24 protein-coding genes and 1 pseudogene are annotated in these 24,474 nt (G+C 74.8%); 17 read left to right on the forward strand and 8 right to left on the reverse strand.

Annotated features, from left to right (window positions below; translation table 11 throughout):
• Positions 1-10: 10 nt before the first annotated feature.
• From VKZ81_RS19040 to VKZ81_RS19050, 3 genes are all read left to right on the forward strand, one after another.
• Positions 11-2,782, forward strand: a complete 2,772-nt coding sequence (locus tag VKZ81_RS19040) for a DEAD/DEAH box helicase (protein WP_414709414.1) — start codon at positions 11-13, stop codon at positions 2,780-2,782.
• Between the two features lie 114 nt (positions 2,783-2,896).
• Positions 2,897-4,252, forward strand: a complete 1,356-nt coding sequence (locus VKZ81_RS19045; protein WP_324242943.1) for a DUF4333 domain-containing protein — start codon at positions 2,897-2,899, stop codon at positions 4,250-4,252.
• A complete protein-coding gene (locus tag VKZ81_RS19050) occupies positions 4,249-5,475 on the forward strand; it encodes a GNAT family N-acetyltransferase (RefSeq protein ID WP_324242944.1) in 1,227 nt (408 codons plus the stop codon). Before VKZ81_RS19045 ends, VKZ81_RS19050 begins: the two co-directional genes overlap by 4 nt.
• 1 nt (position 5,476) lies before the next feature.
• Here the strand turns inward: VKZ81_RS19050 and VKZ81_RS19055 are convergent, their stop codons facing one another.
• Complete coding sequence (locus VKZ81_RS19055; protein ID WP_324242974.1) at positions 5,477-6,421, reverse strand: 5'-3' exonuclease; 945 nt, start codon at positions 6,419-6,421, stop codon at positions 5,477-5,479.
• 65 nt (positions 6,422-6,486) lie between these two features.
• Between VKZ81_RS19055 and VKZ81_RS19060 the strand changes: the two genes are divergently transcribed.
• Positions 6,487-7,614 carry a M24 family metallopeptidase gene (locus VKZ81_RS19060; RefSeq protein WP_324242945.1) on the forward strand — a complete coding sequence of 376 codons (1,128 nt, stop codon included), beginning with the start codon at positions 6,487-6,489 and terminating at the stop codon, positions 7,612-7,614.
• Here the strand turns inward: VKZ81_RS19060 and VKZ81_RS19065 are convergent.
• Positions 7,607-8,479 carry an NAD(P)H-binding protein gene (locus VKZ81_RS19065; protein ID WP_324242946.1) on the reverse strand — a complete coding sequence of 291 codons (873 nt, stop codon included), beginning with the start codon at positions 8,477-8,479 and terminating at the stop codon, positions 7,607-7,609. The two genes, VKZ81_RS19060 and VKZ81_RS19065, sit on opposite strands and share 8 nt — an antisense overlap.
• A gap of 71 nt (positions 8,480-8,550) precedes the next feature.
• Here VKZ81_RS19065 and VKZ81_RS19070 point away from each other — a divergent pair, with 71 nt between their 5' ends.
• Positions 8,551-9,249: a TetR/AcrR family transcriptional regulator gene (locus VKZ81_RS19070; RefSeq protein ID WP_324242947.1), complete on the forward strand. Its 699-nt coding sequence runs from the start codon at positions 8,551-8,553 to the stop codon at positions 9,247-9,249.
• Between the two features lie 27 nt (positions 9,250-9,276).
• Here the strand turns inward: VKZ81_RS19070 and VKZ81_RS19075 are convergent, their stop codons facing one another.
• Positions 9,277-10,320, reverse strand: coding sequence for a GDSL-type esterase/lipase family protein (locus VKZ81_RS19075; protein WP_324242948.1), 1,044 nt, complete (start codon positions 10,318-10,320; stop codon positions 9,277-9,279).
• 236 nt (positions 10,321-10,556) lie between these two features.
• On the opposite strand from VKZ81_RS19075, the gene VKZ81_RS19080 reads away from it, so the two are divergent.
• The 5 genes from VKZ81_RS19080 to VKZ81_RS19100 all read left to right on the forward strand — a co-directional run bounded on the left by VKZ81_RS19080 (position 10,557) and on the right by VKZ81_RS19100 (position 14,812).
• Positions 10,557-10,745, forward strand: coding sequence for a PspC domain-containing protein (locus VKZ81_RS19080; RefSeq protein ID WP_324242949.1), 189 nt, complete (start codon positions 10,557-10,559; stop codon positions 10,743-10,745).
• 279 nt (positions 10,746-11,024) lie between these two features.
• Positions 11,025-11,825, forward strand: coding sequence for a PIG-L deacetylase family protein (locus tag VKZ81_RS19085; RefSeq protein WP_324242950.1), 801 nt, complete (start codon positions 11,025-11,027; stop codon positions 11,823-11,825).
• Positions 11,826-11,878: 53 nt separating this feature from the next.
• Positions 11,879-13,492, forward strand: coding sequence for an apolipoprotein N-acyltransferase (lnt, locus tag VKZ81_RS19090; protein ID WP_324242951.1), 1,614 nt, complete (start codon positions 11,879-11,881; stop codon positions 13,490-13,492).
• The gene (locus VKZ81_RS19095; RefSeq protein WP_324242952.1) at positions 13,485-14,318 is read left to right on the forward strand and encodes a polyprenol monophosphomannose synthase; all 834 of its coding nucleotides are present in this window, start codon (positions 13,485-13,487) and stop codon (positions 14,316-14,318) included. The genes lnt and VKZ81_RS19095 overlap by 8 nt, the downstream gene beginning before the upstream one ends.
• A complete protein-coding gene (locus VKZ81_RS19100; RefSeq protein WP_324242953.1) occupies positions 14,315-14,812 on the forward strand; it encodes a phosphoribosyltransferase in 498 nt (165 codons plus the stop codon). The genes VKZ81_RS19095 and VKZ81_RS19100 overlap by 4 nt, the downstream gene beginning before the upstream one ends.
• Before the next feature lie 64 nt (positions 14,813-14,876).
• Here the strand turns inward: VKZ81_RS19100 and VKZ81_RS19105 are convergent, their stop codons facing one another.
• From VKZ81_RS19105 to ligD, 4 genes are all read right to left on the reverse strand, one after another.
• Entirely contained in the window at positions 14,877-15,221 is a 345-nt protein-coding gene (locus VKZ81_RS19105) for an RNA polymerase-binding protein RbpA (protein ID WP_324242954.1), read from the reverse strand.
• 242 nt (positions 15,222-15,463) lie between these two features.
• Complete coding sequence (locus VKZ81_RS19110; RefSeq protein WP_324242955.1) at positions 15,464-16,783, reverse strand: MFS transporter; 1,320 nt, start codon at positions 16,781-16,783, stop codon at positions 15,464-15,466.
• 26 nt (positions 16,784-16,809) lie between these two features.
• The gene (locus VKZ81_RS19115; RefSeq protein WP_324242956.1) at positions 16,810-17,607 is read right to left on the reverse strand and encodes a glycerophosphodiester phosphodiesterase family protein; all 798 of its coding nucleotides are present in this window, start codon (positions 17,605-17,607) and stop codon (positions 16,810-16,812) included.
• Between the two features lie 25 nt (positions 17,608-17,632).
• On the reverse strand, positions 17,633-19,546 hold the full coding sequence (ligD, locus tag VKZ81_RS19120; RefSeq protein WP_324242957.1) for a non-homologous end-joining DNA ligase: 1,914 nt from the start codon (positions 19,544-19,546) through the stop codon (positions 17,633-17,635).
• 77 nt (positions 19,547-19,623) lie between these two features.
• On the opposite strand from ligD, the gene VKZ81_RS19125 reads away from it, so the two are divergent.
• The 3 genes from VKZ81_RS19125 (at position 19,624) to VKZ81_RS19135 (ending at position 20,991) form a co-directional block, all read left to right on the forward strand.
• Positions 19,624-19,821: a (2Fe-2S)-binding protein gene (locus VKZ81_RS19125; RefSeq protein WP_324242958.1), complete on the forward strand. Its 198-nt coding sequence runs from the start codon at positions 19,624-19,626 to the stop codon at positions 19,819-19,821.
• 132 nt (positions 19,822-19,953) lie between these two features.
• Complete coding sequence (bfr, locus tag VKZ81_RS19130; RefSeq protein WP_324242959.1) at positions 19,954-20,442, forward strand: bacterioferritin; 489 nt, start codon at positions 19,954-19,956, stop codon at positions 20,440-20,442.
• 33 nt (positions 20,443-20,475) lie between these two features.
• Positions 20,476-20,991: a putative immunity protein gene (locus tag VKZ81_RS19135; RefSeq protein WP_324242960.1), complete on the forward strand. Its 516-nt coding sequence runs from the start codon at positions 20,476-20,478 to the stop codon at positions 20,989-20,991.
• 7 nt (positions 20,992-20,998) lie between these two features.
• Here VKZ81_RS19135 and VKZ81_RS19140 read toward each other — a convergent pair whose 3' ends face one another.
• The gene (locus VKZ81_RS19140) at positions 20,999-22,168 is read right to left on the reverse strand and encodes a MalY/PatB family protein (RefSeq protein ID WP_324242961.1); all 1,170 of its coding nucleotides are present in this window, start codon (positions 22,166-22,168) and stop codon (positions 20,999-21,001) included.
• A 175-nt stretch (positions 22,169-22,343) separates the two neighbouring features.
• Between VKZ81_RS19140 and VKZ81_RS19145 the strand changes: the two genes are divergently transcribed.
• From VKZ81_RS19145 to VKZ81_RS19160, 4 genes and pseudogenes are all read left to right on the forward strand, one after another.
• The gene (locus VKZ81_RS19145) at positions 22,344-22,895 is read left to right on the forward strand and encodes a hypothetical protein (RefSeq protein WP_324242962.1); all 552 of its coding nucleotides are present in this window, start codon (positions 22,344-22,346) and stop codon (positions 22,893-22,895) included.
• Between the two features lie 341 nt (positions 22,896-23,236).
• Positions 23,237-23,407: pseudogene (locus tag VKZ81_RS19150) on the forward strand (DUF3072 domain-containing protein); the annotation flags it as partial.
• A 279-nt stretch (positions 23,408-23,686) separates the two neighbouring features.
• Complete coding sequence (locus VKZ81_RS19155; RefSeq protein ID WP_324242963.1) at positions 23,687-23,863, forward strand: GNAT family N-acetyltransferase; 177 nt, start codon at positions 23,687-23,689, stop codon at positions 23,861-23,863.
• A 72-nt stretch (positions 23,864-23,935) separates the two neighbouring features.
• Positions 23,936-24,474 (forward strand): TetR/AcrR family transcriptional regulator (locus tag VKZ81_RS19160; RefSeq protein ID WP_324242964.1); only part of this gene is annotated, 539 nt, incomplete at its 3' end.

A 24,474-nucleotide genomic window follows, 5' to 3' on the forward strand; every position in this document is an offset into this window, starting at 1 on the left:
CTCGGCGGTCATGTGGAAACCTGGGATCGTGGCCAGCAGCAGGTCTGCTCCCGCGGAGGCCTACGCCGCCGCCCGGAAGCGTGCCGCCCATCCCCGGCTCGCCGAGTTCGTGCAGACGCTCCCGTTCGAGCTGGACGAGTTCCAGCACACCGCGTGCGCCGCCCTCGAGGACGGCCACGGCGTGCTCGTCTGCGCCCCGACCGGCGCCGGCAAGACGGTCGTGGGCGAGTTCGCCGTGCACCTCGCGCTCGCGCAGGGGCTCAAGTGCTTCTACACGACGCCGATCAAGGCGCTGTCCAACCAGAAGTACGGCGACCTCGTGGAGCGGCACGGGGCGTCCGCGGTCGGGCTGCTCACCGGCGACCAGGCGATCAACGGCGACGCGCAGGTGGTCGTGATGACCACCGAGGTGCTCCGGAACATGATCTACGCGGGCTCCCGGCAGCTGGAGCACCTCGGCTACGTGGTGATGGACGAGGTCCACTACCTCGCCGACCGGTTCCGCGGCGCGGTCTGGGAGGAGGTCATCCTCCAGCTGCCCGAGCACGTGTCGCTCGTGAGCCTCTCGGCCACCGTCAGCAACGCCGAGGAGTTCGGCGACTGGCTGGTCACCGTGCGCGGCGACACCACCGTCGTGGTCGACGAGCACCGGCCGGTGCCGCTGTGGCAGCACATGATGGTCGGCAACCGGCTCTTCGACCTGTTCGCGGGCGAGTCGGCGACCGGCGAGCTGAAGGTCGACCCGAACCTGGTGCGCCACACCCGCGAGCTGGACCGGCAGAACGCCATGGCGCAGTGGCACCGCGGCGGCCGCCGCGGCCGCTCCGGGCCGCCCCGGCGCAGCGGGTTCCGGCCGCCGTCGCGCACCACCGTGATCGACCGGCTCGACCGGGCGGGCCTGCTCCCGGCGATCACGTTCGTGTTCAGCCGCGCCGGCTGCGACGCCGCGGTCGCGCAGTGCGTGCGCGCGGGGCTGCGGCTCACCACCGACGACGAGGTCGAGGAGATCCGTCGCACGATCGACCGGCACACCGCGGAGCTGCCCCAGGGCGACCTGGCCGTGCTGGGCTACTGGGAGTGGCGTGAGGCCCTCGAGCGCGGCATCGCCGCCCACCACGCCGGCCTGCTGCCTGCGTTCAAGGAGACGGTCGAGGAGCTGTTCGTCCGCGGCCTGGTGCGCGCGGTCTTCGCCACCGAGACCCTCGCGCTGGGGATCAACATGCCCGCGCGCACGGTCGTGCTGGAGCGCCTGGTCAAGTACAACGGCGAGTCGCACGCCGAGCTCACGCCCGGCGAGTACACCCAGCTGACGGGGCGGGCGGGCCGCCGCGGCATCGACGTGGAGGGCCACGCCGTCGTCATCTGGCAGCCGGGCGTCGACCCCGAGCAGGTCGCGGGCCTCGCCTCCACCCGCACCTACCCGCTGCGCAGCTCGTTCCGGCCCGGCTACAACATGGCCGTCAACCTCGTGGGGCGGCTGGGCACCGAGAACGCGCGGGAGCTGTTGGAGCTGTCGTTCGGCCAGTTCCAGGCCGACCGGTCGGTGGTGGGCCTGGCCCGGCGGATCGAACGCAACCAGGAGGCGCTGGAGGGCTACGCGAAGTCCCTCGAGTGCCACCTGGGCGACTTCCGCGAGTACGCCGCGCTGCGCGGGCGCGTGTCGGAGCGGGAGCGGGCGCTGTCGCGCCAGGGGGTGGCACAGCGGCGCGAGGAGGCCGCCGACTCGCTGCGCACGCTGCGCCCCGGTGACGTGATTGCGGTGCCCGCCGGCCGCCGGGCCGGGCTCGCCGTGGTGCTCGACCCCGGCATCGGCCCGGACGGCGACCCCCGCCCGCTCGTGCTCAACGAGGACCGCTGGGCGGGCCGGTTGTCCGCGGCCGACTTCCCCGCGCCCGTCGAGCGGCTCGGCCGCATGCGGCTGCCCAAGCGGGTGGACCACCGCGCCCCGCGGGTGCGCCGCGACCTCGCCTCGTCCCTGCGCAACACGGGGATCGTCGCGCCCCCGACCCAGCGCAGGCGCTCCCGCGGCGGCGCCGTCGACGACCCGGAGCTCGCCGCGCTGCGCCGCGCCCTGCGCGCCCACCCGTGCCACGGGTGCGCCGACCGCGAGGCCCACGCCCGGTGGGCCGAGCGGTACTGGCGCCTGGAGCGCGACACCGAGCAGCTGCGCCAGAAGGTGCGGGCCACCACCCACTCCCTCGCCCGCGCGTTCGACCGGATCCGCGCGCTGCTGGCCGAGCGCGGCTACCTCGACGGCGACCGGGTCACCGAGCACGGCGACCGCCTGTCGCGGCTGTGGGGCGAGTCGGACCTGCTCACCGCGGAGTGCCTGCGCCACGGCGTGTGGGAGGGCCTCGAGCCGTCCGAGCTCGCCGCGGTGGTGTCCGCGCTGGTCTACGAGTCCCGCCGCGACCACGGGCCGATGCCGCGGGTGCCGTCGGGGCGCGTGGCCGACGCACTCGCCGAGACCGTGCGCATCTGGGCGGACCTGGAGAACGACGAGCGGCGGCACAAGGTCGACCGGACCCGGGAGCCGGACCTCGGCTTCGCCTGGCCGATGCACCGCTGGGCGCGCGGCGAGTCGCTCGCCGCCGTGCTGACCGCCGCCGAGCAGAACGGGGTCGAGCTCTCGGCCGGCGACTTCGTCCGCTGGTGCCGCCAGGTGCTGGACCTGCTGGACCAGATCCTGGGCGTCGCCGGGCGCGACAGCGGGGTCGGCCGGGCGGCCGCATCGGCCATCACCGCGATCCGCCGAGGGGTGGTCGCGGTCGGCACCGAGTGATCGGCCGAAGGGGTGAACCAGGGTGAACCGGTCGAAGGGGCGACCGGCTCTGTGCCCCTCCTCCGGGCTGTGCTTTGATCGCCCGACCGCACGTCTCCAGGGGGAAGGCCCGCGATGAGTACGCCACAGGGACCGCAGCCACCACAGGGCGCGCCGCCGCAGCAGCCTGGCGACCAGGCGTCCTGGGGCCAGCAGCAGCCGCAGGCCGGGTGGGGGGCTCCGCCGGAGGGGCAGCGACCCGGCGAGGAGACCCGCGCCGTCCCGCAGCAGCCGCCGTGGGGCGCGCCGGAAACGAGCGAGGTGCCCCAGCAGGAGGAGCCCGCGTCCGCGGCGCCGCCCGAAGCCGCCGGGCCGGCCGAGAACGCGGGCGGCGAGCCCGAGGCGGGCGGCGCGGCGCCGGAGGAGAACGCGCAGGCGAACCCGCAGGGCGGCGACGCCGGCGACCCCACGACCGTCGTGCCGACGCAGGGTGCGCAGCCCGAACCGGCCTCGCAGCACCAGCCGTTCGGCCCGGCCGACCAGACGCAGGCCGCGCCGCCGTACGTCGCCCCCGAGCAGCTCCACGGCGGCCAGCCGCCCGCGGGCCCGGCCCAGCCGGGGCAGCAGCCCGGCGGGCAGCCGCCCGAGTCGCAGGGGGTCCAGCACACCCAGCCGCAGCAGGTGAACCCGGGCCAGGCGAGCGCGCCGTACGCGCCGCCCGGGCAGCAGCCCTACGTCGAGCAGCCCTACGCCGCCCAGCCGGGGCCCTACGGGGCGGCCCAGCCGGGCTACGGCCAGCAGTCGCCGTACCCGCCGCCGTACGGGGCGCAGCCGGGGCAGCCCTACGGCCAGCAGCCCACCCAGCAGTACGGGCAGCCGCCGTACGCCCAGCTGAACCAGCCCGGCCCGTACGGCCAGAGCCCGTACGGCCCGCCCGGGCAGCAGCCGCCCTACGGCCAGGCCGCGTACGGGCAGCAGCAGGCGGGTGGGCAGGCCCCGTGGGCGGCGCAGCAGGCCGCGTGGGGCCAGCAGGCCGGTGCCGCCCAGCAGCCGCAGGCGGCCCAGCAGCCCCAGCCCACCCAGCAGTGGGGCGGCCGCCCGGACGGCCAGCAGCCGTGGGCGCAGGGCTACCCCGCCGCGCCGCAGCAGCCGGGTCCGGAGGGAGCGGGCGGCCCGGCGAACCGGAGGCCGCTGATCCTGGGCGGGGTCGCCGTGGTGGTCGTGCTCGCGGTGGTCGGGGTGCTCGGCTTCGTCAGCCCCGGGTTCTTCACCACCCGCGTGCTGGACGCGGCGGCGGTGCAGAACGGGGTGCAGCAGGTCCTGACGCAGGACTACGACCTCGAGGTCCAGTCGGTGACCTGCCCCGAGGGGCAGCAGGTCGTGCCGGAGGCCACCTTCGAGTGCACCGCGATCGTGGACGGCGACCAGGTCACGGTCCCGATCCGGATCACGAGCGAGGACGGCAACTACGAGGTCGGGCGGCCGGCTTGACCTCCACGCTCTCCGTTCGGGCCCTCGAAGCCGGTGAGCTGCGCGCCGCCCACACGCTCTTCGCCGCGGCGATCCACCGCGGACCGGCCGACGACGCGGCCTGGGCCCGCTCCGCGCAGCTCTACGGCCCGGGCCGCACGTTCGGCGTACACTCGGGCGGCGCGCTGGTCGGCACCGTCGCGTCGTTCCCCAGCGAGCTGACGGTGCCGGGAGGGGCGGTGCTCCCGATGGCTGCGGTCACCCGGGTCGGGGTACGCGCCGACCACACCCGCCGGGGCCTGCTGACCGCCATGATGCGCACGCAGCTCGAGGACGCGGCCGCCCGTGGCGAGCCGGTGGCCACGCTGCGGGCCAGCGAGGCCCGCATCTACGGCCGCTTCGGCTACGGGATCGCGACACGCGCCCGCAACCTGCGCGTGCGCGCCGACCCGGCCCTGCTGCGGGACGACGCGCCGCGGGGCGGCACCGTGCGGCTGCTGGCCCGCGAGGAGATCATCCCGGTGCTGCGCGGGGTGCACGCGAGGATCGCGCACCGGCGCCCGGGCGGCATCAGCCGCACCGACGGCTGGTGGTCGGCGACGATCGGGCGGCGCGTGGACGTCGACCGCGAACACGTCATCGCCGCCGTGCACACCGGGCCGGACGGCGACGACGGGTTCGCGATCGCCTTCCTCGAGGGATCGTCCGACTTCACCGAGCGCGGGCTCGAGGTGTCCGACCTGCACGCCGCCGACGTCGGCGCCACCGCGGCGCTGTGGCGGTTCCTCATGGGCATCGACCTGGTCCGGCACGTGTCGGGCGAGCTGCGCCCGCTGGACGAGCCGCTCGAGCTGCTGCTCGCCGACCCGCGCGCCTGCGCCGTGACGGGCCACGCCGACGAGACCTGGCTGCGGCTGGTCGACCTCCCCGCCGCGCTCGCCGCCCGCACGTTCGGGCCCGCGGAGCCGGTGCTGATCGCCGTGCACGACGGCTTCCTCGCGGCCAACACGGGCGTGTACCGGATCGCCGACGGCCACGCCGAGCGGGTCGGCGCGATCGACGGCCCGGTGCGGCCCGAACTGGAGTGCACCGCGGCCGGGCTCGCGATGGCCTACCTCGGGGACCGGCGCCCGTCGGAGCTGGTGGCGACCGGCTGGTGGAGCGCACCGGAGCCGGCCGCGGTGCCGCGGGCCGACGCGGCGTTCGCGACCGCCGAGGTGCCCTGGTGCGGGACGTACTTCTGAGCTAGCGGGCGTTGTTGAGGATGGCGGTGCACAGCCGCTCGATCGAGCTGCCCACGCCCCAACGCTCGCCCAGCTCGGCGAGGCGCTCCAGGTCGGCGGGCTCGCTGGGGAGCGCGTCCGGGCGGTCCAGCTCGACCGGCGCGTCGAGGGCGACCCGCACCACCGGCTCGACCACGGCCAGGTAGTCCGCGGCCGCGGCCAGCTTGGTGCGCACCGGTGCGCTCAGGCGGGCGTCGCCGGTGTCGGACACGGCGGCGCGCAGCTCGGCCCACGACTCGAACCGGCCCACCAGGGTGGCCGCGGTCTTCGCGCCGATCCCGGGCACGCCCGGAAGCCCGTCGGAGGGGTCGCCGCGCAGCATCGCCATCTCCGCGTAGGCGTCGCCCGCGCGCCCGACCGGCACCCCGTACTTGGCGGCCACCTCGGCGGGCCCGAGGTGCTCGGCCTTGGCGAGCCCGCGCCCCAGGTACAGCAGCCGCACGGGCACCGGCTCGTCGCGCACGATCTGCATGAGGTCCCGGTCGCCGCTCACGGCGACGACCGGGTCGTCGCGCTCGGCGGCGGCGAGGGTGCCGATCACGTCGTCGGCCTCGTAGCCCTGCGCGCCCGCGGTCGCGATCCCCGCGGCGGCGAGCACCTCCAGCAGCACCGGGATCTGGGGCTCGAGGGTGTCGGGCACGATCTCCGGCAGCCCGGGCGGCGCTTCCTCCGGCTCGCCGGGCACCCGGTGCGCCTTGTAGGACGGCAGCGCCTGCACCCGGAACGCCGGGCGCCAGTCGAGGTCGAGGCAGGCCACGAGCCGCGTGGGGCGGCGGTCGGTGATGAGCCGCGCCACCATGTCGGTGAACCCGCGGATCGCGTTGACCGGCGTGCCATCCGGGCCCGTGATGGACTCCGGCACGCCGTAGAACGCGCGGAAGTACAGGCTGGCGGCGTCGAGCAGCATGAGCGACTGCGCGGGCGGTGCAGGCGGGGTCACACGTCACAGCTTGCCCGAATACCCTCCCGTGCATGACACCGGCCGTTCCGACCGCGCTGCTCGCCGACCGCATCCGCCGGGCCGGCGAGGTGGCCGCCGCTCAGGACATCGACCTGCTGCTCGTCACGCCGGGCCCCGACCTGCGCTACCTGCTGGGCGTCTCCGGCGAGTCCCACGAACGCCTCACCTGCCTCGTGCTGCCCGCGGCCGGCCACCGCGCCCCGCCCGCGCTCGTGGTACCCCGGCTGGAGGCGCCCGGGTTCGCCGACCTCCCGCTCGACGAGCTGGGCATCGAGGTCGTCACGTGGCGCGACGGCGAGGACCCGCACCGGCTCGTCAGCGACCTCGGCGGGGGCCCGAGTCGGGTCGGGCTCGCCGACGCGATGCCCGCCCTGCACGTCCTGCCGCTGCGCACCGCGTTCCCCGACGTGGAGCAGGTGCTCGCCGGTCCGGTCATGCGCGAGCTGCGGATGCGCAAGGACGCGGCCGAGGTCGCCGAGCTGCGCGCGGCGGGTGAGGCCATCGACCGCGTCCACGCCCGGATCGGGGAGTTCCTCAAGCCGGGGCGCACCGAGGCGCAGGTCGGCGCGGACATCGCCGACGCGATCGTCGCCGAGGGCCACACCGGCGCCGCGTTCGTGATCGTCGGTTCCGGCCCGAACGGCGCGAGCCCGCACCACGACGTCTCCGACCGGGTGATCGAGGCAGGCGACGTCGTCGTGATCGACATCGGCGGCCCGCTGCCGAGCGGCTACAACTCCGACTGCACCCGCACCTACGCCGTCGGCGCCGAGCCGCCCGCGGCGGTGCGGGAGGCCTATGCCGTGCTGCAGGACGCCCAGGAGCGGGCGGTGCGGGCCGTGCGGCCGGGCGTGCCCGCCGAGCAGGTCGACGCCGCCGCCCGGGAACCGATCACCGCCGCCGGGATGGGGGAGCGGTTCGTGCACCGCACCGGCCACGGCATCGGCCTCGAGGTGCACGAGGAGCCCTACATCGTGGGCGGCAACGCGCTCACCCTCGACGAGGGCATGGCCTTCAGCGTGGAGCCCGGCGTCTACTTCGACGGGGAGTGGGGCGCCCGCATCGAGGACATCGTGGTGGTCACCGCGGACGGCTGCGAGCGGCTCAACTCCCGGCCGCGCGACCTCGTGGTCATCTGATCGCGGCCCGCGCGACGACCTCGTCCAGGAGCGTCCGCACCGGGGTGGCCGGGCGCCCGATGAGCGCCTCCAGGTCCCGACCCGTGGCCGCGAACTCGCCGCGGCGAGCGGCGGCGTACATGCCCAGCAGCAGGTCCGCCCGCTCCCGCGGCACGCCGTGCGCGATGAGCGAGGCCGCCCACTCGGCGTCGTCGGCGACGAGCCGGCGGATCGGGCGCCCGGAGAGCTCGGTGAGGATGGCGGCCACGTCGGCGAGGTCGAGCGCCTCGGGCGCGGTCAGGGGAGGGGTCGGACCGTCGAAGCGGCCCTCGTCGGCGAGGATCGCGGCCGCCGCCTCGGCGAGGTCGGCGTGCGCGGTCCACGACACCGGACCGTCCTTCGGCGCGACGATCTCCCCGGTCCGCAGCGCGTCGCCGATCATCAGCTCGATCGTGCTCGCGTAGAACCCGTTGCGCAGCGCCGTGAACGGGGTGCCGGTCGCCGCGAGATGGCGCTCGGTGGCGGCGTGGTCGGGCATCGGCGCGAACAGCGAGTCCGCGGCGGCCCCCTGGTGGCTGGTGTAGAGCACGCGCCGCGCCCCGGCCCGCCGCGCGGCGTCGACCGCCGCGACGTGCTGGGCGACCGCGGCCTCGCCGGTGCCATCCGCCGAGACGACGAGCACCTGCGCCGCCCCCTCGAACGCGGCGGCGAGCGAGCCGGGGTCGGTGAAGTCGCCGCGCCGCACCCGCACGCCGCGTGCGACCAGGTCGGCGGCCCGGCCGGGGTCGCGGACGCTGACCCCGACGCGCTCGGTCGGTACCCGCCGCAGCAGCCGATCCACGATCTGGCCGCCGAGCCGGCCGGTCGCCCCGGTGATGATGATCATGACCGCCTCGCTATCACTGTTGCTTCCGTTGTTAGCAACAGTGATAGCAGGTTTTCGCTATCGTTGGAAACATGGCCGTGGGCGTCGACAGGCAGCAGACCCGTGAACGGATCGTCGAGGTGGCCGCGCACCTGCTGCGCGAACGCGGCGCGGGGGCGGTCACGACCCGCGCGGTCGCGCAGGCGGCCGGGATGCAGGCGCCCACCATCTACCGGTTCTTCGAGGACAAGGACGCGCTGCTCGACGCCGTCGCCGAGCACGTGCTCGCCGGCTACGTCGCCGAGAAGGCGGTCGCCGGGGCGGGTGACGACCCGGTCGCGGACCTGCGGGCCGGGTGGGAGGCGCACATCCGCTTCGGCCTCGCCAACCCCGCGCTGTTCGGCCTGATCATCGACCCGGCCCGCGGGGCCCGCTCCGCGGCGGCGCTCGCCGGGCTGGACGTGCTGCGCGCGCGGGTGCGCCGGATCGCGGCCGCCGGGCGGCTCCGCGTGAGCGAGCGCCGCGCCGTCGAGCTCATCCACGCCGCCGGCACCGGTGCCGTGCTCACCCTGCTGGCCACCCCGGAGCCGGAGCGGGACCCGGGCCTCGCCGACGCGATCTACGACGCGGTGGCGCGCACCATCCTCACCGACCCCGCCCCGCTCCCCGCCGGTGCGGCGGCCACCGCCGCGGTCCGGGCCGCTGCGCCGGCGCTGCCGATGCTCACCGACGCCGAGCGCGCCCTGCTCGTCGAGTGGCTCGACCGCGCGGACGCAGCACCGGCCGGCTGACCCGGCGACGTCGGTCGATCGGCACCGTCAGGCCGCGGGGGCCGCGGCCGGGGCCGGCTCCAGGTGGGCGCGGCCGTCCGCGCCGGCGACGCAGGCCGCCGCGGCGGCGTCGGAGAGCACGAACTCGCGCACGCAGCGCGCCATCTCCGCGTGGGCGGCGGCCTTCGGGTGGAACGACTCCTGGGCGAGGTGGACCCCGATGGCGTCCAGCCCGCCGTGGACCAGGGCCTCCGGGTCGACGGTGATCCGTCGCTGCCACTCCTCGTCCGGGATGGGCTTGGTGCACGCCTCGTAGCCCTCGGTGGCCCGGACCATGTCGAGGAAGCGCGCCCCGGTGCGCTCGGCGACGCCGTGCAGGGCAGCCGAGAGGGCCGGGAACAGGGTGGTGCGGCCCCACGCGGCGTCGGGGCGGCTGTACGGGCAGCCCGCGACGGCCTGCAGCGGGAGCATGTGCTCGGTCACCGGGGAGGCGTAGGAGGCGAGTACGAGCGTGTAGTCACCGCGCCCGTAGCCGGCCTGGGCCATGGCCGCGCGCACGTCGCGCACCGCGGCCTCCACCTTCGTCGCGGTGGCGGCCATGCGCTCGGGCACGAGCGGGCCGATCGTCTCCCGGCACGGGGGCACGCGCGGGTCGAGGAACGCGCGGATGCAGGCGACGCCGGTGCCGAACAGCGCGGCGTCGTCGTTCGCCCCGATCTGGACGATCACCGTGGTGACCCGGTACCGGTTCGCCACGTCGACGAGCCGCCCGGCCTGGGAGCCCTCCGTGTAGTGGGTGCCGTCGCCGAACGCGACGTCGGCGGCCTCGGCGCCCGAGCAGGCGAGGTTGACCGACTCGGGGGCGAGCCCGGTGCGGTGGACGTAGGCGTGCACGGAGCGGTGGCACCAGTTGCCGTTCTCGCCGCGCGTACCCGGCTCGTAGTCGCCGGCGCCGTCACCGGCCGCGGCGCTGTCACCGAGCACGACCACGGCGGCGGGGACCTCGGCCGCCGCCACGACCGGGGGCGCGAACAGGGTGAGCGCCACGGCAGCACCCGCAGCGAGCAGGGCCAGGGAGCGCGATCGCCTCACGAGCGAGGACGCTATTGCCCCCGCAGGCGCCCGACCAGGGCATTCACCGACTTCGGCGATCAACGACCCCGCACGGCGCAGCGCGGGGTCACGCAGGGCGAGTACGCGGGGGCCTCCGGGGTACCTGCCAGGAAACTCAGGGGTGTCTCCGGGGGTTTCCCGAGCCGGTGCCGCGCGATCGCGCCGACACTGGATCCCAGCGGCGAGACGCGCCGCGACGTGGAAGGAGCCAGAACGTGGCATCGACCCTGACCCGCCCGCGCCACGGCAGGATCATCGCCGGCGTGTGCGCGGGCCTGGCGGACCGGTTCGGCATGAGCCCGTTCGTGGTCCGGCTGCTGTTCGTGCTGTCGTGCCTGCTGCCCGGCCCGCAGTTCGTGATCTACATCGTGCTGTGGATCCTCATGCCCAAGCGCGACTACTGATCCGCTGCTGATCCGCTGCTGATCCGCGGGGCCTGCCTGGGTGGCGGGCCCCGCGGTTCTCGGCACGGTCCTCGGCGCGGTGTTCTCCGCCGCGGTGTGACGCGCACCCGATGGTGCCGCGCGGACGGGCTCTGGCAGAATCACCGCCCGTGACGGACCGGACGTGCTGCGCGGGCGTGGCCCTGTGCTGTCCGGGGTGCTGTCGCTGCTGTTGCAGCTGACCCCCGGCCCCCGTCCGTCCCGGCCGCTTCGCGCGGCCCCGCACGTCTGCGACCCCACATGATCAGCACCCCCGACCTGCGCGGGCACACCGTTCTCGTCCTGCACGCCCACCCCGACGACGAGGCGATCTTCACCGGGATCACGCTGCGCCGGCTGGCCGACGCCGGCGCGCGCACCGTCCTCGTCGTCGCGACCGCCGGTGAGCTGGGCGGCTCCCGCGTGCCGCTGCGGCCCGGCGAGACGATCCCCGAGCGCAGGCTCGCCGAGCTGGAGCGGGCGGCGGAGCTGCTGGGGGTGTCGCGGCTGGCCCTGCTGGGCAGGCGCGACTCGGGCCTTCCGGGGTGGGCCGACGCCCGCCACGAGCGGGCGCTCGTCATGGCCGACCCGCTGCGGCTGGCCCGCGAGGTCGCCGAGCTCGCCGACGACGAGGGCGCGTGCGCGGTCGTCCACGACGACGAGCACGGCATCTACGGCCACCCCGACCACCGGGCGGTGTTCCGGATCGGCGCCACCGCGGCCGAGATGCTGGGCGTCACCGGTTACCGCGTCACCGTGGACCGGGAGCACCTGCACGTCTCCGCGCGCGACCGCCACCTGGTCCACGGCGCCGCCCGCGCGGCATCGGTGCCGTTCGGCCGGGTGACGGCCGAGATCGGGCTCGCCCTCACCGGCACGACGCAGCACCTGGACACCAAGCGCGCCGCGATGGTGGCGCACGCGAGCCAGATCGCCGACGAGGACGTGCCCGTCGCCGGCTTCGCGAGCGCCTACGGCTACGAGTGGTTCACCCGCAGCGGCGCCCCCGGTCCGCTGGACGCGCTGGGCAACGCGCACCTGCTGGCCCCCGTCCGCGCGTGAGCGCCGTGCGGCTCGATCACCGCCGCCTCACACGCGCCACGTAGTCTCACGCCGTGGCCGTCACCGCCGAACCCGTCGCGCCCGAACCGGGGGCGCAGGCCACCGGCTCCCGCGCGGGGCGCCGGTGGTGGAGTCCCTTCGTCGCGGCGCGGGTGCTCGGCGCGGCCGGCGGTGGGGTGCTTTTGTACCTGAGCTTCCCGCCGCGCACGCTGTGGTGGCTGGCCCTGCCCGCGTTCGCGCTGCTCGCAGTGGTGCTGCACGGGCGGCGGGCCCGCACCGGGTTCGGCTACGGGTTCCTGTTCGGCCTCGGCTTCCTGCTGCCCCTGCTGGCGTGGACGGGCTCGTTCGTCGGCTCGCTGCCCTGGCTGGTGCTGAGCGCGTTCGAGGCGCTGTTCGTCGGCCTCGCCGGCTCGGGGATCGCCGTCGTCTCCCGCCTGCCCGCGGCGCCGGTCTGGGCGGCGGCGGTGTGGGTCGCGGGCGAGGCGGTCCGCGGGCGCGTCCCGTTCGGCGGGCTGCCGTGGGGCCGGGTCGGCTTCGGCCAGCCGGACGGGCCGTTGCTGCCGGTCGCCGCGATCGGCGGGGAGCCGCTCCTGTCGTTCGCGGCCGTGCTCGCGGGGCTCGCGCTCGGCGAGCTGGTGCGCCGGATCGCGCGCAGACGAAGCCCGCGCCTGCTGCTCGCGCCCGCCCTCGTCGCGGTCCTCGCGGTCGCGGCGGGCCCGCTGGCCGCCCTCGTGCCCGCCACGCCGAACGGTGCCGACCGCACGGTCACGATCGCCGCGGTGCAGGGCAACGTCCCCCGGCTGGGCCTGGACTTCAACGCCCAGCGCCGCGCCGTGCTCGACAACCACGTGCGGGTCACCGAGCAGCTCGCCGCCGACGTGGCCGCGGGCCGCGTGCCCCGCCCCGACCTGGTGATCTGGCCGGAGAACTCCAGCGACATCGACCCGCTGCGCAACCCGGACGCCGCGGCGCAGATCGACCGGGCCGCGCGCGCCGTGGGCGTGCCGCTGCTCGTGGGGACGGTGCTGCGCAACCCGGACGGGCGCACCACCTCGAACTCGGCGCTGGTGTGGGAGGCCGGGGTCGGGGTGGTGGAGCGCAACGACAAGCGCCGCGTGCAGCCGTTCGGCGAGTACATGCCGTGGCGGGAGTTCTTCCGCCTGTTCTCCCCGTACGTCGACCGGGCGGGCTACTTCGTGCCGGGCGACGGCGCGGGCGCGGTCGACATGGCGGGCGTCCGGGTCGGCATCGCGATCTGCTGGGAGGTCGCGTTCGACGACCTGGTGGCCGACAGCGTCGCGGCGGGCGCCCAGGTGCTGGCCGTGCCCAGCAACAACGCCACGTTCGGGCTGTCCGAGATGACCTACCAGCAGCTCGCGATGTCGCGGGTCCGGGCCGTGGAGCACGACCGCCCGGTGATCGTCGCGACCACCAGCGGGGTGAGCGCCACGATCACGCCCGACGGGACGGTCACCGCGAGCACGCAGCAGTTCACCCCCGATGTCCTGGTCGATCGGACCCGACTGCGGGACACCACTACGCTGGCCACCCGGTGGCGGTCTGCGCCCGAATGGGCGCTGGTCGCCGTCGGGGTGCTCGCGATCGGCACGGGGATCGTGGTGAGGCGTCGCGCGGCGAGACGCGCGGGAAGGGACGAGGATGGCTGATCCGAGGGGCCGGGTTCTGGTGGTGATCCCCACCTACCAGGAGCGGGACAACCTGGGACCGGTCGTGGCGAGGTTGCACGCCGCCGTGCCCGAGGCGGACGTCCTCGTCGTCGACGACGCCAGCCCCGACGGAACCGGTGAGCTCGCCGACGAGATGGCCGCAGCCGATCCGCGCATCAAGGTCCTGCACCGCGAGGGCAAGCAGGGGCTGGGCGCGGCCTACCTCGCCGGCTTCGCCGAGGCGCTGCGCGGTGACTACCAGGTCGTCGTCGAGATGGACGCCGACGGCTCCCACCCGCCGGAGGACCTGCCGGCGCTCATCGCCGCCCTCGACGACGCCGATGTCGTGCTCGGCTCCCGGTACGTGAGCGGCGGGGTCGTGCGCAACTGGCCCGCGCACCGGCAGCTGATCTCCCGGGCGGGCAACCTGTACTCGCGGGTGGCGCTGGGCGTGCCGATCCGGGACATCACCGCGGGGTTCCGGGTGTTCCGCCGCCAGGTCCTCGAGGAGCTCGACCTCGACCAGATCGCCTCGCAGGGCTATTGCTTCCAGATCGACATGGCGTGGCGGGCGGTGCTCGCCGGGTTCCGCGTGCGCGAGGCGCCGATCACCTTCACCGAACGCGAGCGCGGCGCGTCGAAGATGGACACCTCGATCGTCGCCGAGGCGTTCTGGCGGGTGGCCTACTGGGGCGTCGGCCGCCTGCTTCGGCGCACGCCCGTCGTGCTGCGGGCGGACCGGCCGGCGGCCGATCCGCCGCCACCGGAGCGTCCTGCGGAACCGACCGGGGGCGGGGCCGTGAGCGACGGGACGGTGCGCACGTGAGCGCGCCCCGCGAGGAGCTCACCTGGGAGCTGTTCGGCACCGCCTCCCGTGAGCTCGCCGAGCAGATCGCCGCCGACGGCTATGAGGCCGACATCATCCTGTCGATCGCCAGAGGCGGCCTGTTCGTGGCCGGCGCGCTCGGCTACGCCCTCGACGTGAAGAACCTGCACGTGGCGAACGTCGAGTTCTACACGGGGGTGGACGAGCGGCTCCCCGTGCCGATCATGCTGCCGCCGGTGCCGAACGTGGTGGACCTGTCCGGGGCGCGCGTGCTGGTGGCCGACGACGTCGCCGACACCGGCGCCACGCTGAAGCTCGTGCGCGACTTCTGCGGCGAACACGTCGCCGACGTGCGCTGCGCCGTGGTGTACGAGAAGCCGCACAGCAGCGTCAAGTGCGAGTACGTGTGGCGGCGCACCGACCGGTGGATCAACTTCCCCTGGTCGACGCTCCCACCGGTGGTGGAGCGCGCCGGACAGGTGCTCGACGCCTGACGCCACCTCGACGCACGAGAGCCGGGCCACCCCTGGTGGGGGCCCGGCTCTCGTGCGTGGGAGGTCAGGCGATCTCGCGCCTGCGCTCAGCGAGCTGCTGGAGACGCTCGTTGAGCAGGGCCTCGAGCTCAGGGATGGAACGACGCTCGAGGAGCATGTCCCAGTGGGTGCGCGGCGGCTTGGACTTCTTCGGCTCGGGTTCGGCGCCGTCGACGAGGCGGGAGATGCTGCCGTGCAGACGGCACTCCCAGGTCGCCGGTGCTTCGGCGTCGCCCGCGAAGGGCACCTCGAACTCGTGCCCGCGCGGGCACGAGTAGCGCATCGACTGCCGCGGCGCCAGGTCGTGGTTGCGGTCCGTCTCGTAGCTGACAGCCCCGAGCCGGCTGCCACGGAGCACGCGGTCGGCCATGCGTCATCCTCCCTACCGGGGTCGAGGGAGCCTCCCCCGACCGTCACCACCGGGTGTAACGTCTGCAGAACAGCCGTCCATTCCCGCCACAGGGGCGGAATCCGACCGGCTGTGGTTTCCATGCGACCACACCGGACGTCCGCCGCCCCGGTACACGAGTGTCCACGATCGGCCGCCGCTACACACGCGGTTGTGACCTGTCAGCCAACTGTGACTTATGTCACCGTCGTCTGACCTGCTGTTCACAGAGGAGCCGTCGGCCCGTTACCCGCCCGATCGGGCAGGGTCGGCGCGCGCACCGGCACCAGCGCGAGCAGACCGGCGAGCAGCACGACGATGATGCCCGCGATGCCGGCCCGCTGCGCGTGGAAGAGCGAGACGAACAGGCCGAACAGGCTCGGCGCGAGGAACGACACCGCCCGGCCGGTGGTGGCGTAGAGCCCGAAGAGCTGGCCTTCGTGCCCCGGCGCCGCCAGGCGTGCCAGGAACGTGCGCGACGACGACTGCGCCGGCCCCACGAACAGCACGAGCACCAGGCCGAACACCCAGAACGCGAGCGGCCCGGACACGACCAGCAGCACCACGGCCGCCGCGATCATCCCGACGAGCGACGCCACGATCACCCGCTTGGGGCCGACGCGGTCCTCCAGCCGTCCTCCGGCGACGGCGCCCGCGGCCGCGACCACGTTGGCGGCCACGCCGAACAGCAGCACGTCGTCCGCCCCGATCCCGTAGACGCCCACCGCGAGCACCGAGCCCACCGTGAAGATCGCCGCGAGCCCGTCGCGGAACAGCGCGCTGGCGCCGAGGAAGTACAGGGTGTGCCGGTCGTCCCGGTAGAGCGCGGCGAGATCGGCGAACAGCGCGCGGTAGGCCCCGACCACGCCGGGGCGGTCCGGGCGGGCCGGCGGGCGTGGGGTCTCGGGCACGCGCAGCAGCAGCGGCAGCGCGAACACCAGGAACCACCCCGCCGCGACGAGCGCGACGGCGCGCACGTTGAACCCGTCGTCGCGGGGAAGGCCCAGCAGCCCCGCGGTCGGGCCGTCGCCCGCGACGAAGCCGTAGTAGACGACGAGCAACAGCACGATGCCGCCCAGGTAGCCCATGGCCCAGCCGAACCCGGACACCCGCCCGATCGTCGCGGGCGTCGACACCTGGGCGAGCATGGCGTTGTAGGAGACCTGCGCGAGCTCAGCGGCCACCGAGCCGACGGCGAGCAGCGCCAGCCCCGGCCACAGGTACGCGGGGTCGTCGCGGATGGCGAACAGCCCGGCCATCGCCGCGATCGTGCAGGCCGTCCACACCCCGGTCGCGAGCTTGCGCCTGCCCGTCGCGTCGGCCCGCTGCCCGATCACGGGCGCCAGCAGCGCGATGACGAACCCCGCCGCGCCGACCGCGAACCCCAGGGCGGCGCTCGCCTCGGGCCGCCCGTCGCCCACGACGTCGGTGAGGTAGACCGAGAACACGAACGTGAGCGCCACGGCGTGGAAGGCCGCCGATCCCCAGTCCCACAGCGCCCACGCCAGCACCCGGCGCCTGACGACGGTGGTCGCCCGAGTCACCGGGGGAGATTACCGTTCCGGCCGGCTCAGGCGCCCTGCCACGCGCCGCGCGCGTGCAGCACGTCGCGCAGCACGTCGGGCCGGTCCGTGAGCAGGCCGTCCACCCCGAGGTCGAGCAGCGCGTGCATCTGCTCCGCTGCGTCCACCGTCCACACGTGCACCTCGCGGCCGCTGCCGTGCGCAGCGCGCACCAGGGCGTCGTCCACGACGGGCAGCGGGCCGACGCGGCGGGGGAGCTGGGCGAGGTCGCCGGGCGACGGCGGCGCGGGCACGCAGCGCAACGGGCCGGGCAGCCGGTCCAGCCACGCCCGGGTGCGCAGCCCGATCGCTGCCCCCTGCGCCATCGACGTGCACAGGCGCGGCCCTGCCGCGGCGCGGGCCCGCTGCAGCCACGCGTCGCGGTAGCTGCCCAGGCAGACCCGGTGCCAGCTGTCGGTGCGGTCGAGCACCTCCAGCACCGGCTCGACGACCGCACCGGACTTGAGCTCCACCGTGATCCGCGTGTCGGGCAGCTCCACCAGCACCTGCTCGAGCAGCGGGACCGGCTCTCGGCCGCGGACCCGCACGCGGGCGAGCGCGGCGGCGGGCAGGGACCGGATCCGGCCGCTGCCGTCGGTCGTGCGGTCGAGCGTGGCGTCGTGGTGGACCACCGCGACGTCGTCGGCGGTGGCGTGCACGTCCATCTCGAGGTAGTCGAAGCCCTCGGCGACCGCGCGGTGGAACGCCGCGAGGGTGTTCTCGCAGCCGTCGAGGTCGTCGATGTGCCAGCCGCGGTGGGCGTAGGCCCTGGGGTGGGGCCCGTCGAAGTAGGGGTGCCGGGGCACGCCCGAAGCCTCTCAGGCGAGGCGATCACACGCGAGCGGGCAACGGTTGCGGTTGCGTCAACAGCGGGGCCATGAGGTCGCCGTGCTCGGCGATGCGGGCGGGGACGTCGGCCGCGGTGAACACCAGGTCCTCCGGGCGCCGGCACGCCCGCACCTCCTCCCACGTCACCGGGGTGGCCACCGTGGGGTGGGCCCGCCCGCGCAGCGAGTAGCTCGCGATCGTGGTCTTGTGCGGGTTGTTCTGGCTCCAGTCCACGAACACCTTCCCGCGACGGCGCGCCTTCGCCATCACCGCCGTGACCCGCTGCGGCGACTCGCGGGCCAGCTCCTCGGCGATCGCCTTCGCGTACTGCGAGGTGTGCTCGGCGCGCGTCACCTCCACCGGCACGTACAGCTGCATGCCCTTGCCGCCGCTCGTGCGCGGGTAGGCGACGAGGCCGTCGTCGGCGAGCCGCTCGGCGATCCGCTCCGCCACCCGCGCGCAGTCCACCACGGTGGTGCCCTCGCCCGGGTCGAGGTCGAACACCACCAGGTCCGGCGGCTGCGGGGCGCCGTCCGGGCCGATCCGCCACTGTGGGACGTGCAGCTCGAGCGCGGCGAGGTTCGTCGCCCACGCGAGCCCCTCCGCGTCGTCGATCAGCGGGAAGTCGGCGCTCTCCGACCGGCCGCCCGGGGTGCCCACGCGCGCGGTGCGCAGCCAGCGGGGGGCGTGCCGTGAGACGTCCTTCTCGAAGAACGAGCCCCGCTCCACCCCGTCCGGCCAGCGCACGAGGGTGACGGGCCGGTCGCGCAGGTGCGGCAGCATCACCTCGGCGACGGACAGGTAGTAGGCGAGCACGTCCGCCTTGGTGGTGCCGGTGAGGGGGTAGAGCACCTTCGTCGGGTTGCTGAGCGCAGCCCGCCCGTATCCCGCCTTCGCCGCCGGGCGGCGGGGCCCGCCCGCGGCGGCACCGCCGCCGATGCCCGTGTCGACCTGCACCCACCGCTTGCTCGTGCGCCCCGGCTCGTAGGGCGAGTCCGGGTCCTTCGCCACGACGTGGGGGAGCTTCTGCTGCTTCGCCGCGGCCACCACCTCCGCGCCCGCCCCCGGGAACACCGGGGCGAGGCGCCAGCGTGGCCCGTCGAGCGGCAGGCGCTCCAGCAACGACCTGCGCTCCCGGAACGGCAGCTCGCACACGTCGCGCCCGTCGAGGTGCAGCAGGTCGCCGATCCACAGGTACGCGCCCTCGGCGTCGCCGACCAGCTCGGCGTCGAACAGCGCCTGCGTCGCCCCGAGCGACGGCCCGAGCCCGCGCAGGCCGGGCGCGGCGACCTCGTCGCCCTCGGCGTCGGTGATGCGGATCCGCCCGCCCTCGGCGCGCACGACGACGCGCTCCCCGCCGAACCCGACCTGCAGCCACCACTCGCCCCCGGTCGGCAGGTCACCGGGGGTGGCGATCATGGGGCGGACGTCGTGGGGGAGCGGGGCCCGTGCGCCGTCCCGGTCGGAGCGGCGCAGCAGCCAGTTGTCCTTCCCGCCGTCCCGGTCGGTGCGGATGAACACGAACCGGCCGGACGCGCGCTCCCCCTTCAGCCGCACGATCACCTCGCGCGGGTTCCACTTCTCGGTCTCGTAGGTGCCGGAGTCCCAGATCGTCATCCGGCCGCCGCCGTACTCGCCCGCCGGGATCTCCCCCGAGAACTCCAGGTACTCGATCGGATGGTCCTCGGTCCGCACGGCCAGGCGCACCGTGTCCGGGTCGGTGGGCAGCCCCTTCGGCACCGCCCACGAGGCCAGCACGCCGTCGCGCTCGAGCCGGACGTCCCAGTGCAGCCGCCGCGCGTGGTGCTCCTGGACGACGAAGCGGTTACCGGGGCCCTCCGCGACGGGGTCCTCGGCCGGCACCGGCTCCGGCGTGCGCCGCGGGTCGCGCTTGCGGCGGTACTCGTCGAGCGGCACCCGCCAAGGCTAGTTCTTGCGTCCAGAGGGAAGGTGGTGTGAACATAGGCAAGCCTTGCTTGACCGAAGGAGTGCCTGTGTACGTGTGCATCTGCTACGCGGTGCCGGACACCGTGATCAAGTCCTGCATCGCGCGCGGTGCGCGCACCGTCGAGGAGGTCGGCGACGCCTGCGAGGCCGGCACCGGCTGCGGCTCGTGCCACGACCACATCGACGTCTTCCTGGCCGCCGCCCACGCGCCGTCGGAAATCGCCGGGCTGCCGGCGTCGGCCTGAAGCCAGCCCGCCCTGTGACGAGGTTCGCCTGACCTGCGCAAAGGCGATCCTGAATCGTTTGTCGCCCATTCGTGGGGTTAACGTCCGCGGTAGATTCTGCTGCCGTTTCACCGCCGACGAAGCGAGGACCCCATGCGTGGCGACGACGAGATCATCGCGCTGCTCAACGAACAGTTGACCAGCGAGCTCACCGCGATCAACCAGTACTTCCTGCACGCCAAGATGCAGCAGAACTGGGGCCTGACCAAACTCGCCGAGTACACCAGGAACGAGTCGATCGACGAGATGCGGCACGCGGAGATCATCACCGACCGCATCCTGTTCCTCGAGGGCCTGCCCAACTACCAGCGGCTGTTCCCGCTGCGGATCGGCCAGACCGTGCGCGAGCAGCTCGAATCCGATCTCGCGATCGAGCTGGAGGTCGTCGAGCGGCTGCGGCCGGGCATCAAGCTCTGCCGCGACAAGGGCGACATCACCACGGCGAAGCTGTTCGAGGACATCCTCGCCGACGAAGAGCACCACATCGACTACATCGAGACCAACCTCGAGCTCATCGACAAGCTCGGCGAGCAGCTCTACCTCGCCCAGCTGGTGGACCAGCCGCCCACCACCGGCGACTGAGGCCTCGCCGACGCCGTCTGGCACGCTCGGAGCGTGATCCTGCCGAAGGTCAGGGACCCCCGCTTCACCACCATCCGGCGCGGCGGGACCCTCACCGACGAGAACCACCGGCTGCTGGCGCTGTGGGCGGCCACCTGCGCGGAGCACGTCCTGCACCTGTTCGAGGCGCAGCGGCCGTCCGATCCGCGCCCGCGGCACGCGATCGCGCAGATCAGGGCGTGGACGCGCGGTGAGGTCAAGATGTCGCAGTCGCGGGCGGCGGGCGGGCACGCGATGGCCGCCGCGCGCGTGCTCTCCGGGGCGGCCCGGCACGCCGCGTTCGCCGCAGGCCAGGCCGCGGTGGTGGCGCACGTCGCCGCGCACGAGCTGGGCGCCGCCGCCTACGCGATCAAGGCGGCGCGCGCGGCGGCGCCCCCGGGCGAGGAGGAGGTCGCGGGCAGGCGCGAGTGCCGCTGGCAGCGCGACCAGCTGCCGGACCCCATCCGCGAGCTGGTCCTGGACGACCAGCGGCTGCGCAACGAGATCTGCTGGTCGGTCTTCGAGTGCTGAGGGCGCGTCAGCACGGATTTCCGCGGCGGACCCCGGCCATGCGCACGACCAGCTGCTCGAGGATCCCGCGCGAGGTGGCGAAGTTGAGCCGCGCGTGCCCGCGGCCGGGAGGGCCGCACTCGGGGCCGCTGGTCAGTGCAACGCCGGTCCGTTCCCGGATCACCGCAGCCGGGTCGTCGCCGAGCCCGAGCTCCCGCAGGTCCAGCCACGCCAGGTAGGTGCCCTCCGGCGGGTCGTAGCGCGCGCCGGGCAGGTGCTCGGCGAGCAGGGCGGCCAGCAGGTGGCGGTTGCGGTCGAGGTAGCCCAGCACGTCCCGCAGCCACGCGTCGCCCGCGGTGTACGCGGCGGTGGCGGCGACGAGGCCGAGCGTGCCGGCCCCGTGGGTGGCGAACGGCCCGATCTCGGCCAGGCGGCGCGCGTCGGCGTCGTTGCTGGTGATCAGCTGCGCGCAGCGCAGACCCGCGAGGTTCCAGGCCTTGGACGCCGAGGTCGCCGTGACGGTGTGCCCGGCGGCGGTCTCGGACAGCGAGGCGTACGGCACGTGCCGGTGGCCGGGGTAGGTGAGCGGAGAGTGGATCTCGTCGGCGAACACGCGCCCGCCGTGGCGGTCCACCACGGCGCACACGGCGTGCAGCTCGTCCGGCGTGAACACGCGGCCCAGCGGGTTGTGCGGGTTGGTCAGCACCAGCAGGTCGCCGCCCGCGCGGTAGGCGGCGTCGAGCGCGTCGAGGTCCATCACGTACCGGCCCGCGTCGCGCACCAGCGGCACCTGGAGCACCGCCCGGCCGAACGCCTCCGGCAGCGTCACGAACGGCATGTACGCGGGGGTGGGCAGGATGACCGGGCTGCCCGGCCGCGAGAAGTGCTCGACCGCCACCACGAAGCCGGTGACCACGTCGGGCAGCGCGTGGACGTGTTCAGCGGGCACCCGCCAGCCGTGGTGGCGGGCCTGCCACTCCGCGCAGGCCCGCGCCATCTGCTCGACGAGCGCGGGCGCCGGGTACCCGAAGCGCATGGCGTCCACGGCCTCGTGCAGCGCTTCGACGATCGGCGGCGCGGCCGGGAAGTCCATCTCGGCGACGAACGCCCCCAGGCTGTCCTCGCCGTACAGCGTCCACTTGAGGCCGCCCTGGGCGCGCAGCGCCTCGACGGTCAGGTCGTCGAAGGGGTGGGTCATGCGCGCGACCGCTCTTCGGTGCGGAGGTCTGCGAGCACCAGCTCGCGCTGCCGTCGGGCGAACCGGCCGGATACCACGGCATCCATCATCACGCGCATCGGCGGCGTGCGCTGTCCGGCGCCCGTGGATCGGCCGGCCGGGCTATGGGCGGGCGATGCGTGGGTACGTCGACGGTATGGCGCTGACGAAGCGTTCGACCGGGGGAGAGCGCCCCGCGGCCGTCCGCTGGTGGTACGCGGCCGCGCTGCTGCTCGCCGCCCTGACCGCGGGCCTGGAACTGGCCCACGTGCTCGGGTGGGCCCACCTGGCCGAGATCTACGCGCTGCTGCCGAACTCGCTGTCCGTCGGGCACGGCACGATCGGCCTGGTGACCTGTGTCGGCGCGATCGTCGCGACGGCGGCGCTGGTGTGGCTCGTGCGGCGAAACCGGCGCCTGGCGGCCCCGACCGCGACGGCGTTCGCACTGCAGGTGATCGCCCTCACGAGCCTGCTGGCGTTGATCGTTCCGGTCGACGTGCGGCTGCGCGCCCTGCCGCCCGGGACCGCGCCGCCGGACCTCGCGGTGCTGCGCGACCGGTGGGAGTACACACACGGCGCGGGGTTCGTGCTGTTCGCCGTGGCCTTCGCCCTGCTGCTCGTCGCGCTGATGCGGGCCGTCGACCCGGGGCTCGGCGCCGCCGGACACCGGGCAGAACAACACCGCGGTAACTCGGACCCGCTGTCATAACGCAACCGAGGGGAGTGGCGGCCGTCGAGCGAGGGGAGTTCCCCGGGTCCGGGCTCGCGGCGACCGCACCCTCACCGCACATGGAGCTGCTCGCGGCCCGCAGCAGATCTCACCCGGGTTGGTCTCACGGCACGGCAGGAGAATCCCCAAGCCTGCCGCGTCGATGCCGAGGCGGCGGCCCGGCTGCTGCCGCCGCCGGGCCCTCTCCGCTATGCGGCCGGGGACCGGTCGCACTGTCATAACGCGGGTCAGGGGAGCGTTCGCCCTGCGCCCCAGGGGATTCGACGATGTGTTCGAACGCACGACCGACGACCGCCGCCACCGCCAACGAGCCGTGAACCAAGGATCCCGACGACTGGGCCACCGGCGACGAATCGATGACGGGTCCGCAGCGGTCGTACCTGCCGACGCTCGCACGGCAGGCCGGCGAGACGTCGCCGGACGGCCGGACGAAGGCCGACGCCTCACGCGCGATGGACGAGCTGCAGGCGCGCACGGGCCGCGGGCGTTGACGACCGGAAATCAACGACCCCCGCCGGCCGGTGCGCCGCTGCACCGGTTGACCGCCCCGTTGAGCCGATAATCGACGTTATGACAGTTATGGAGTGCGGGCTCCTCCTCGGGTGCCCGGCGCGCACGGAGGCGGCGGCCGCGAGATCGACGCCGATCTGACAGGACCTCGACAGCGGCTACGAGAGCGCCGCGCCCAACCGACGGTCTCGCCGGTCTCCAGACGGCGACCGGCGAGTGCTGCGAGTACTCCTCCAGGAGGCGCTGCTGCGCGGCCGACCATGACGTGCCGACCGCGTTCGGCGCCGTCACCGTTCGCGGAGGACGTCCTCGGCGCGACGGACGTGTACGCCGGCGTCGGCCACGGCAACGTCCGCAGCGCGGCGCTCCTGGCTCGCCTCGGGCTCACCCCCGTGGCCCGCTTCGAGTCGTACACGCGCTTCCACCTCCCCCGCTAGCGGAACCCGCTCGACGGCCCGCGCGCGCCGTGTGCCACGCTGTCCCAACAAACTTGTTGGGAGGTGCGACGGGTGTCCGATCGGAGGGGTGCGATCGTTCGCGCGGCGTTCCGGCAGGTGGCCGAGGTGGGCTTCGAGGGGCTGCGGCTGAAGCAGATCGCCGCGGACGCGGGGATCGACCACTCGACGCTCTACCACCACTTCCCCGCCAAGAAGGACATCGTGGCGGCCGTCGCCGAGCACGCGATCGGCCGGTTCCGCGCCGATCCCCCGGCGGGCGCGGGCCCCGCGGAGACCCTCCGCGGCCACCTCGCCCACCTGCACCGGCTGCTGCTCGACGCGCCGGAGGTGTTCGTCGTGACCGCCGAGCTCGACCTGCACGCCCGCCGCGACCCGGCGGTCCGGGCGGTGATGGCGCGGCACGAGGCCAACTGGCGGCGCTGGTTGCGCGACCTGCTGGACGCGGGAGCGGCGCGCGGCGAGTGGGCGCCGGGCGTGGACCCGCGGCAGGCGGTGGAGCTGGTGATCGCGGTCGTCAAGGGCGTGCAGCTCGCGCCGGCCGCGGCGGGCGCCGCCTTCTCCCAACTCGACGAGGTGCTCACGAGGAACGC

Source organism: Pseudonocardia sp. (assembly GCF_035305885.1).
Classification (GTDB): Bacteria; Actinomycetota; Actinomycetes; order Mycobacteriales; family Pseudonocardiaceae; genus Pseudonocardia.

Excerpts from the sequence above, each read along its gene's own strand:
- VKZ81_RS19155 (WP_324242963.1), top strand. The coding sequence starts at position 23,687 with ATGACGTGCCGACCGCGTTCGGCGCCGTCACCGTTCGCGGAGGACGTC.
- VKZ81_RS19085 (WP_324242950.1), top strand. The coding sequence starts at position 11,025 with ATGATCAGCACCCCCGACCTGCGCGGGCACACCGTTCTCGTCCTGCAC.
- bfr (WP_324242959.1), top strand. The coding sequence starts at position 19,954 with ATGCGTGGCGACGACGAGATCATCGCGCTGCTCAACGAACAGTTGACC.
- VKZ81_RS19060 (WP_324242945.1), top strand. The coding sequence starts at position 6,487 with ATGACACCGGCCGTTCCGACCGCGCTGCTCGCCGACCGCATCCGCCGG.
- VKZ81_RS19105 (WP_324242954.1), bottom strand. The coding sequence starts at position 15,221 with ATGGCCGACCGCGTGCTCCGTGGCAGCCGGCTCGGGGCTGTCAGCTAC.
- VKZ81_RS19055 (WP_324242974.1), bottom strand. The coding sequence starts at position 6,421 with ATGCTGCTCGACGCCGCCAGCCTGTACTTCCGCGCGTTCTACGGCGTG.
- VKZ81_RS19095 (WP_324242952.1), top strand. The coding sequence starts at position 13,485 with ATGGCTGATCCGAGGGGCCGGGTTCTGGTGGTGATCCCCACCTACCAG.
- VKZ81_RS19065 (WP_324242946.1), bottom strand. The coding sequence starts at position 8,479 with ATGATCATCATCACCGGGGCGACCGGCCGGCTCGGCGGCCAGATCGTG.
- VKZ81_RS19070 (WP_324242947.1), top strand. The coding sequence starts at position 8,551 with ATGGCCGTGGGCGTCGACAGGCAGCAGACCCGTGAACGGATCGTCGAG.
- VKZ81_RS19145 (WP_324242962.1), top strand. The coding sequence starts at position 22,344 with ATGGCGCTGACGAAGCGTTCGACCGGGGGAGAGCGCCCCGCGGCCGTC.
- VKZ81_RS19045 (WP_324242943.1), top strand. The coding sequence starts at position 2,897 with ATGAGTACGCCACAGGGACCGCAGCCACCACAGGGCGCGCCGCCGCAG.
- VKZ81_RS19140 (WP_324242961.1), bottom strand. The coding sequence starts at position 22,168 with ATGACCCACCCCTTCGACGACCTGACCGTCGAGGCGCTGCGCGCCCAG.
- VKZ81_RS19040 (WP_414709414.1), top strand. The coding sequence starts at position 11 with ATGTGGAAACCTGGGATCGTGGCCAGCAGCAGGTCTGCTCCCGCGGAG.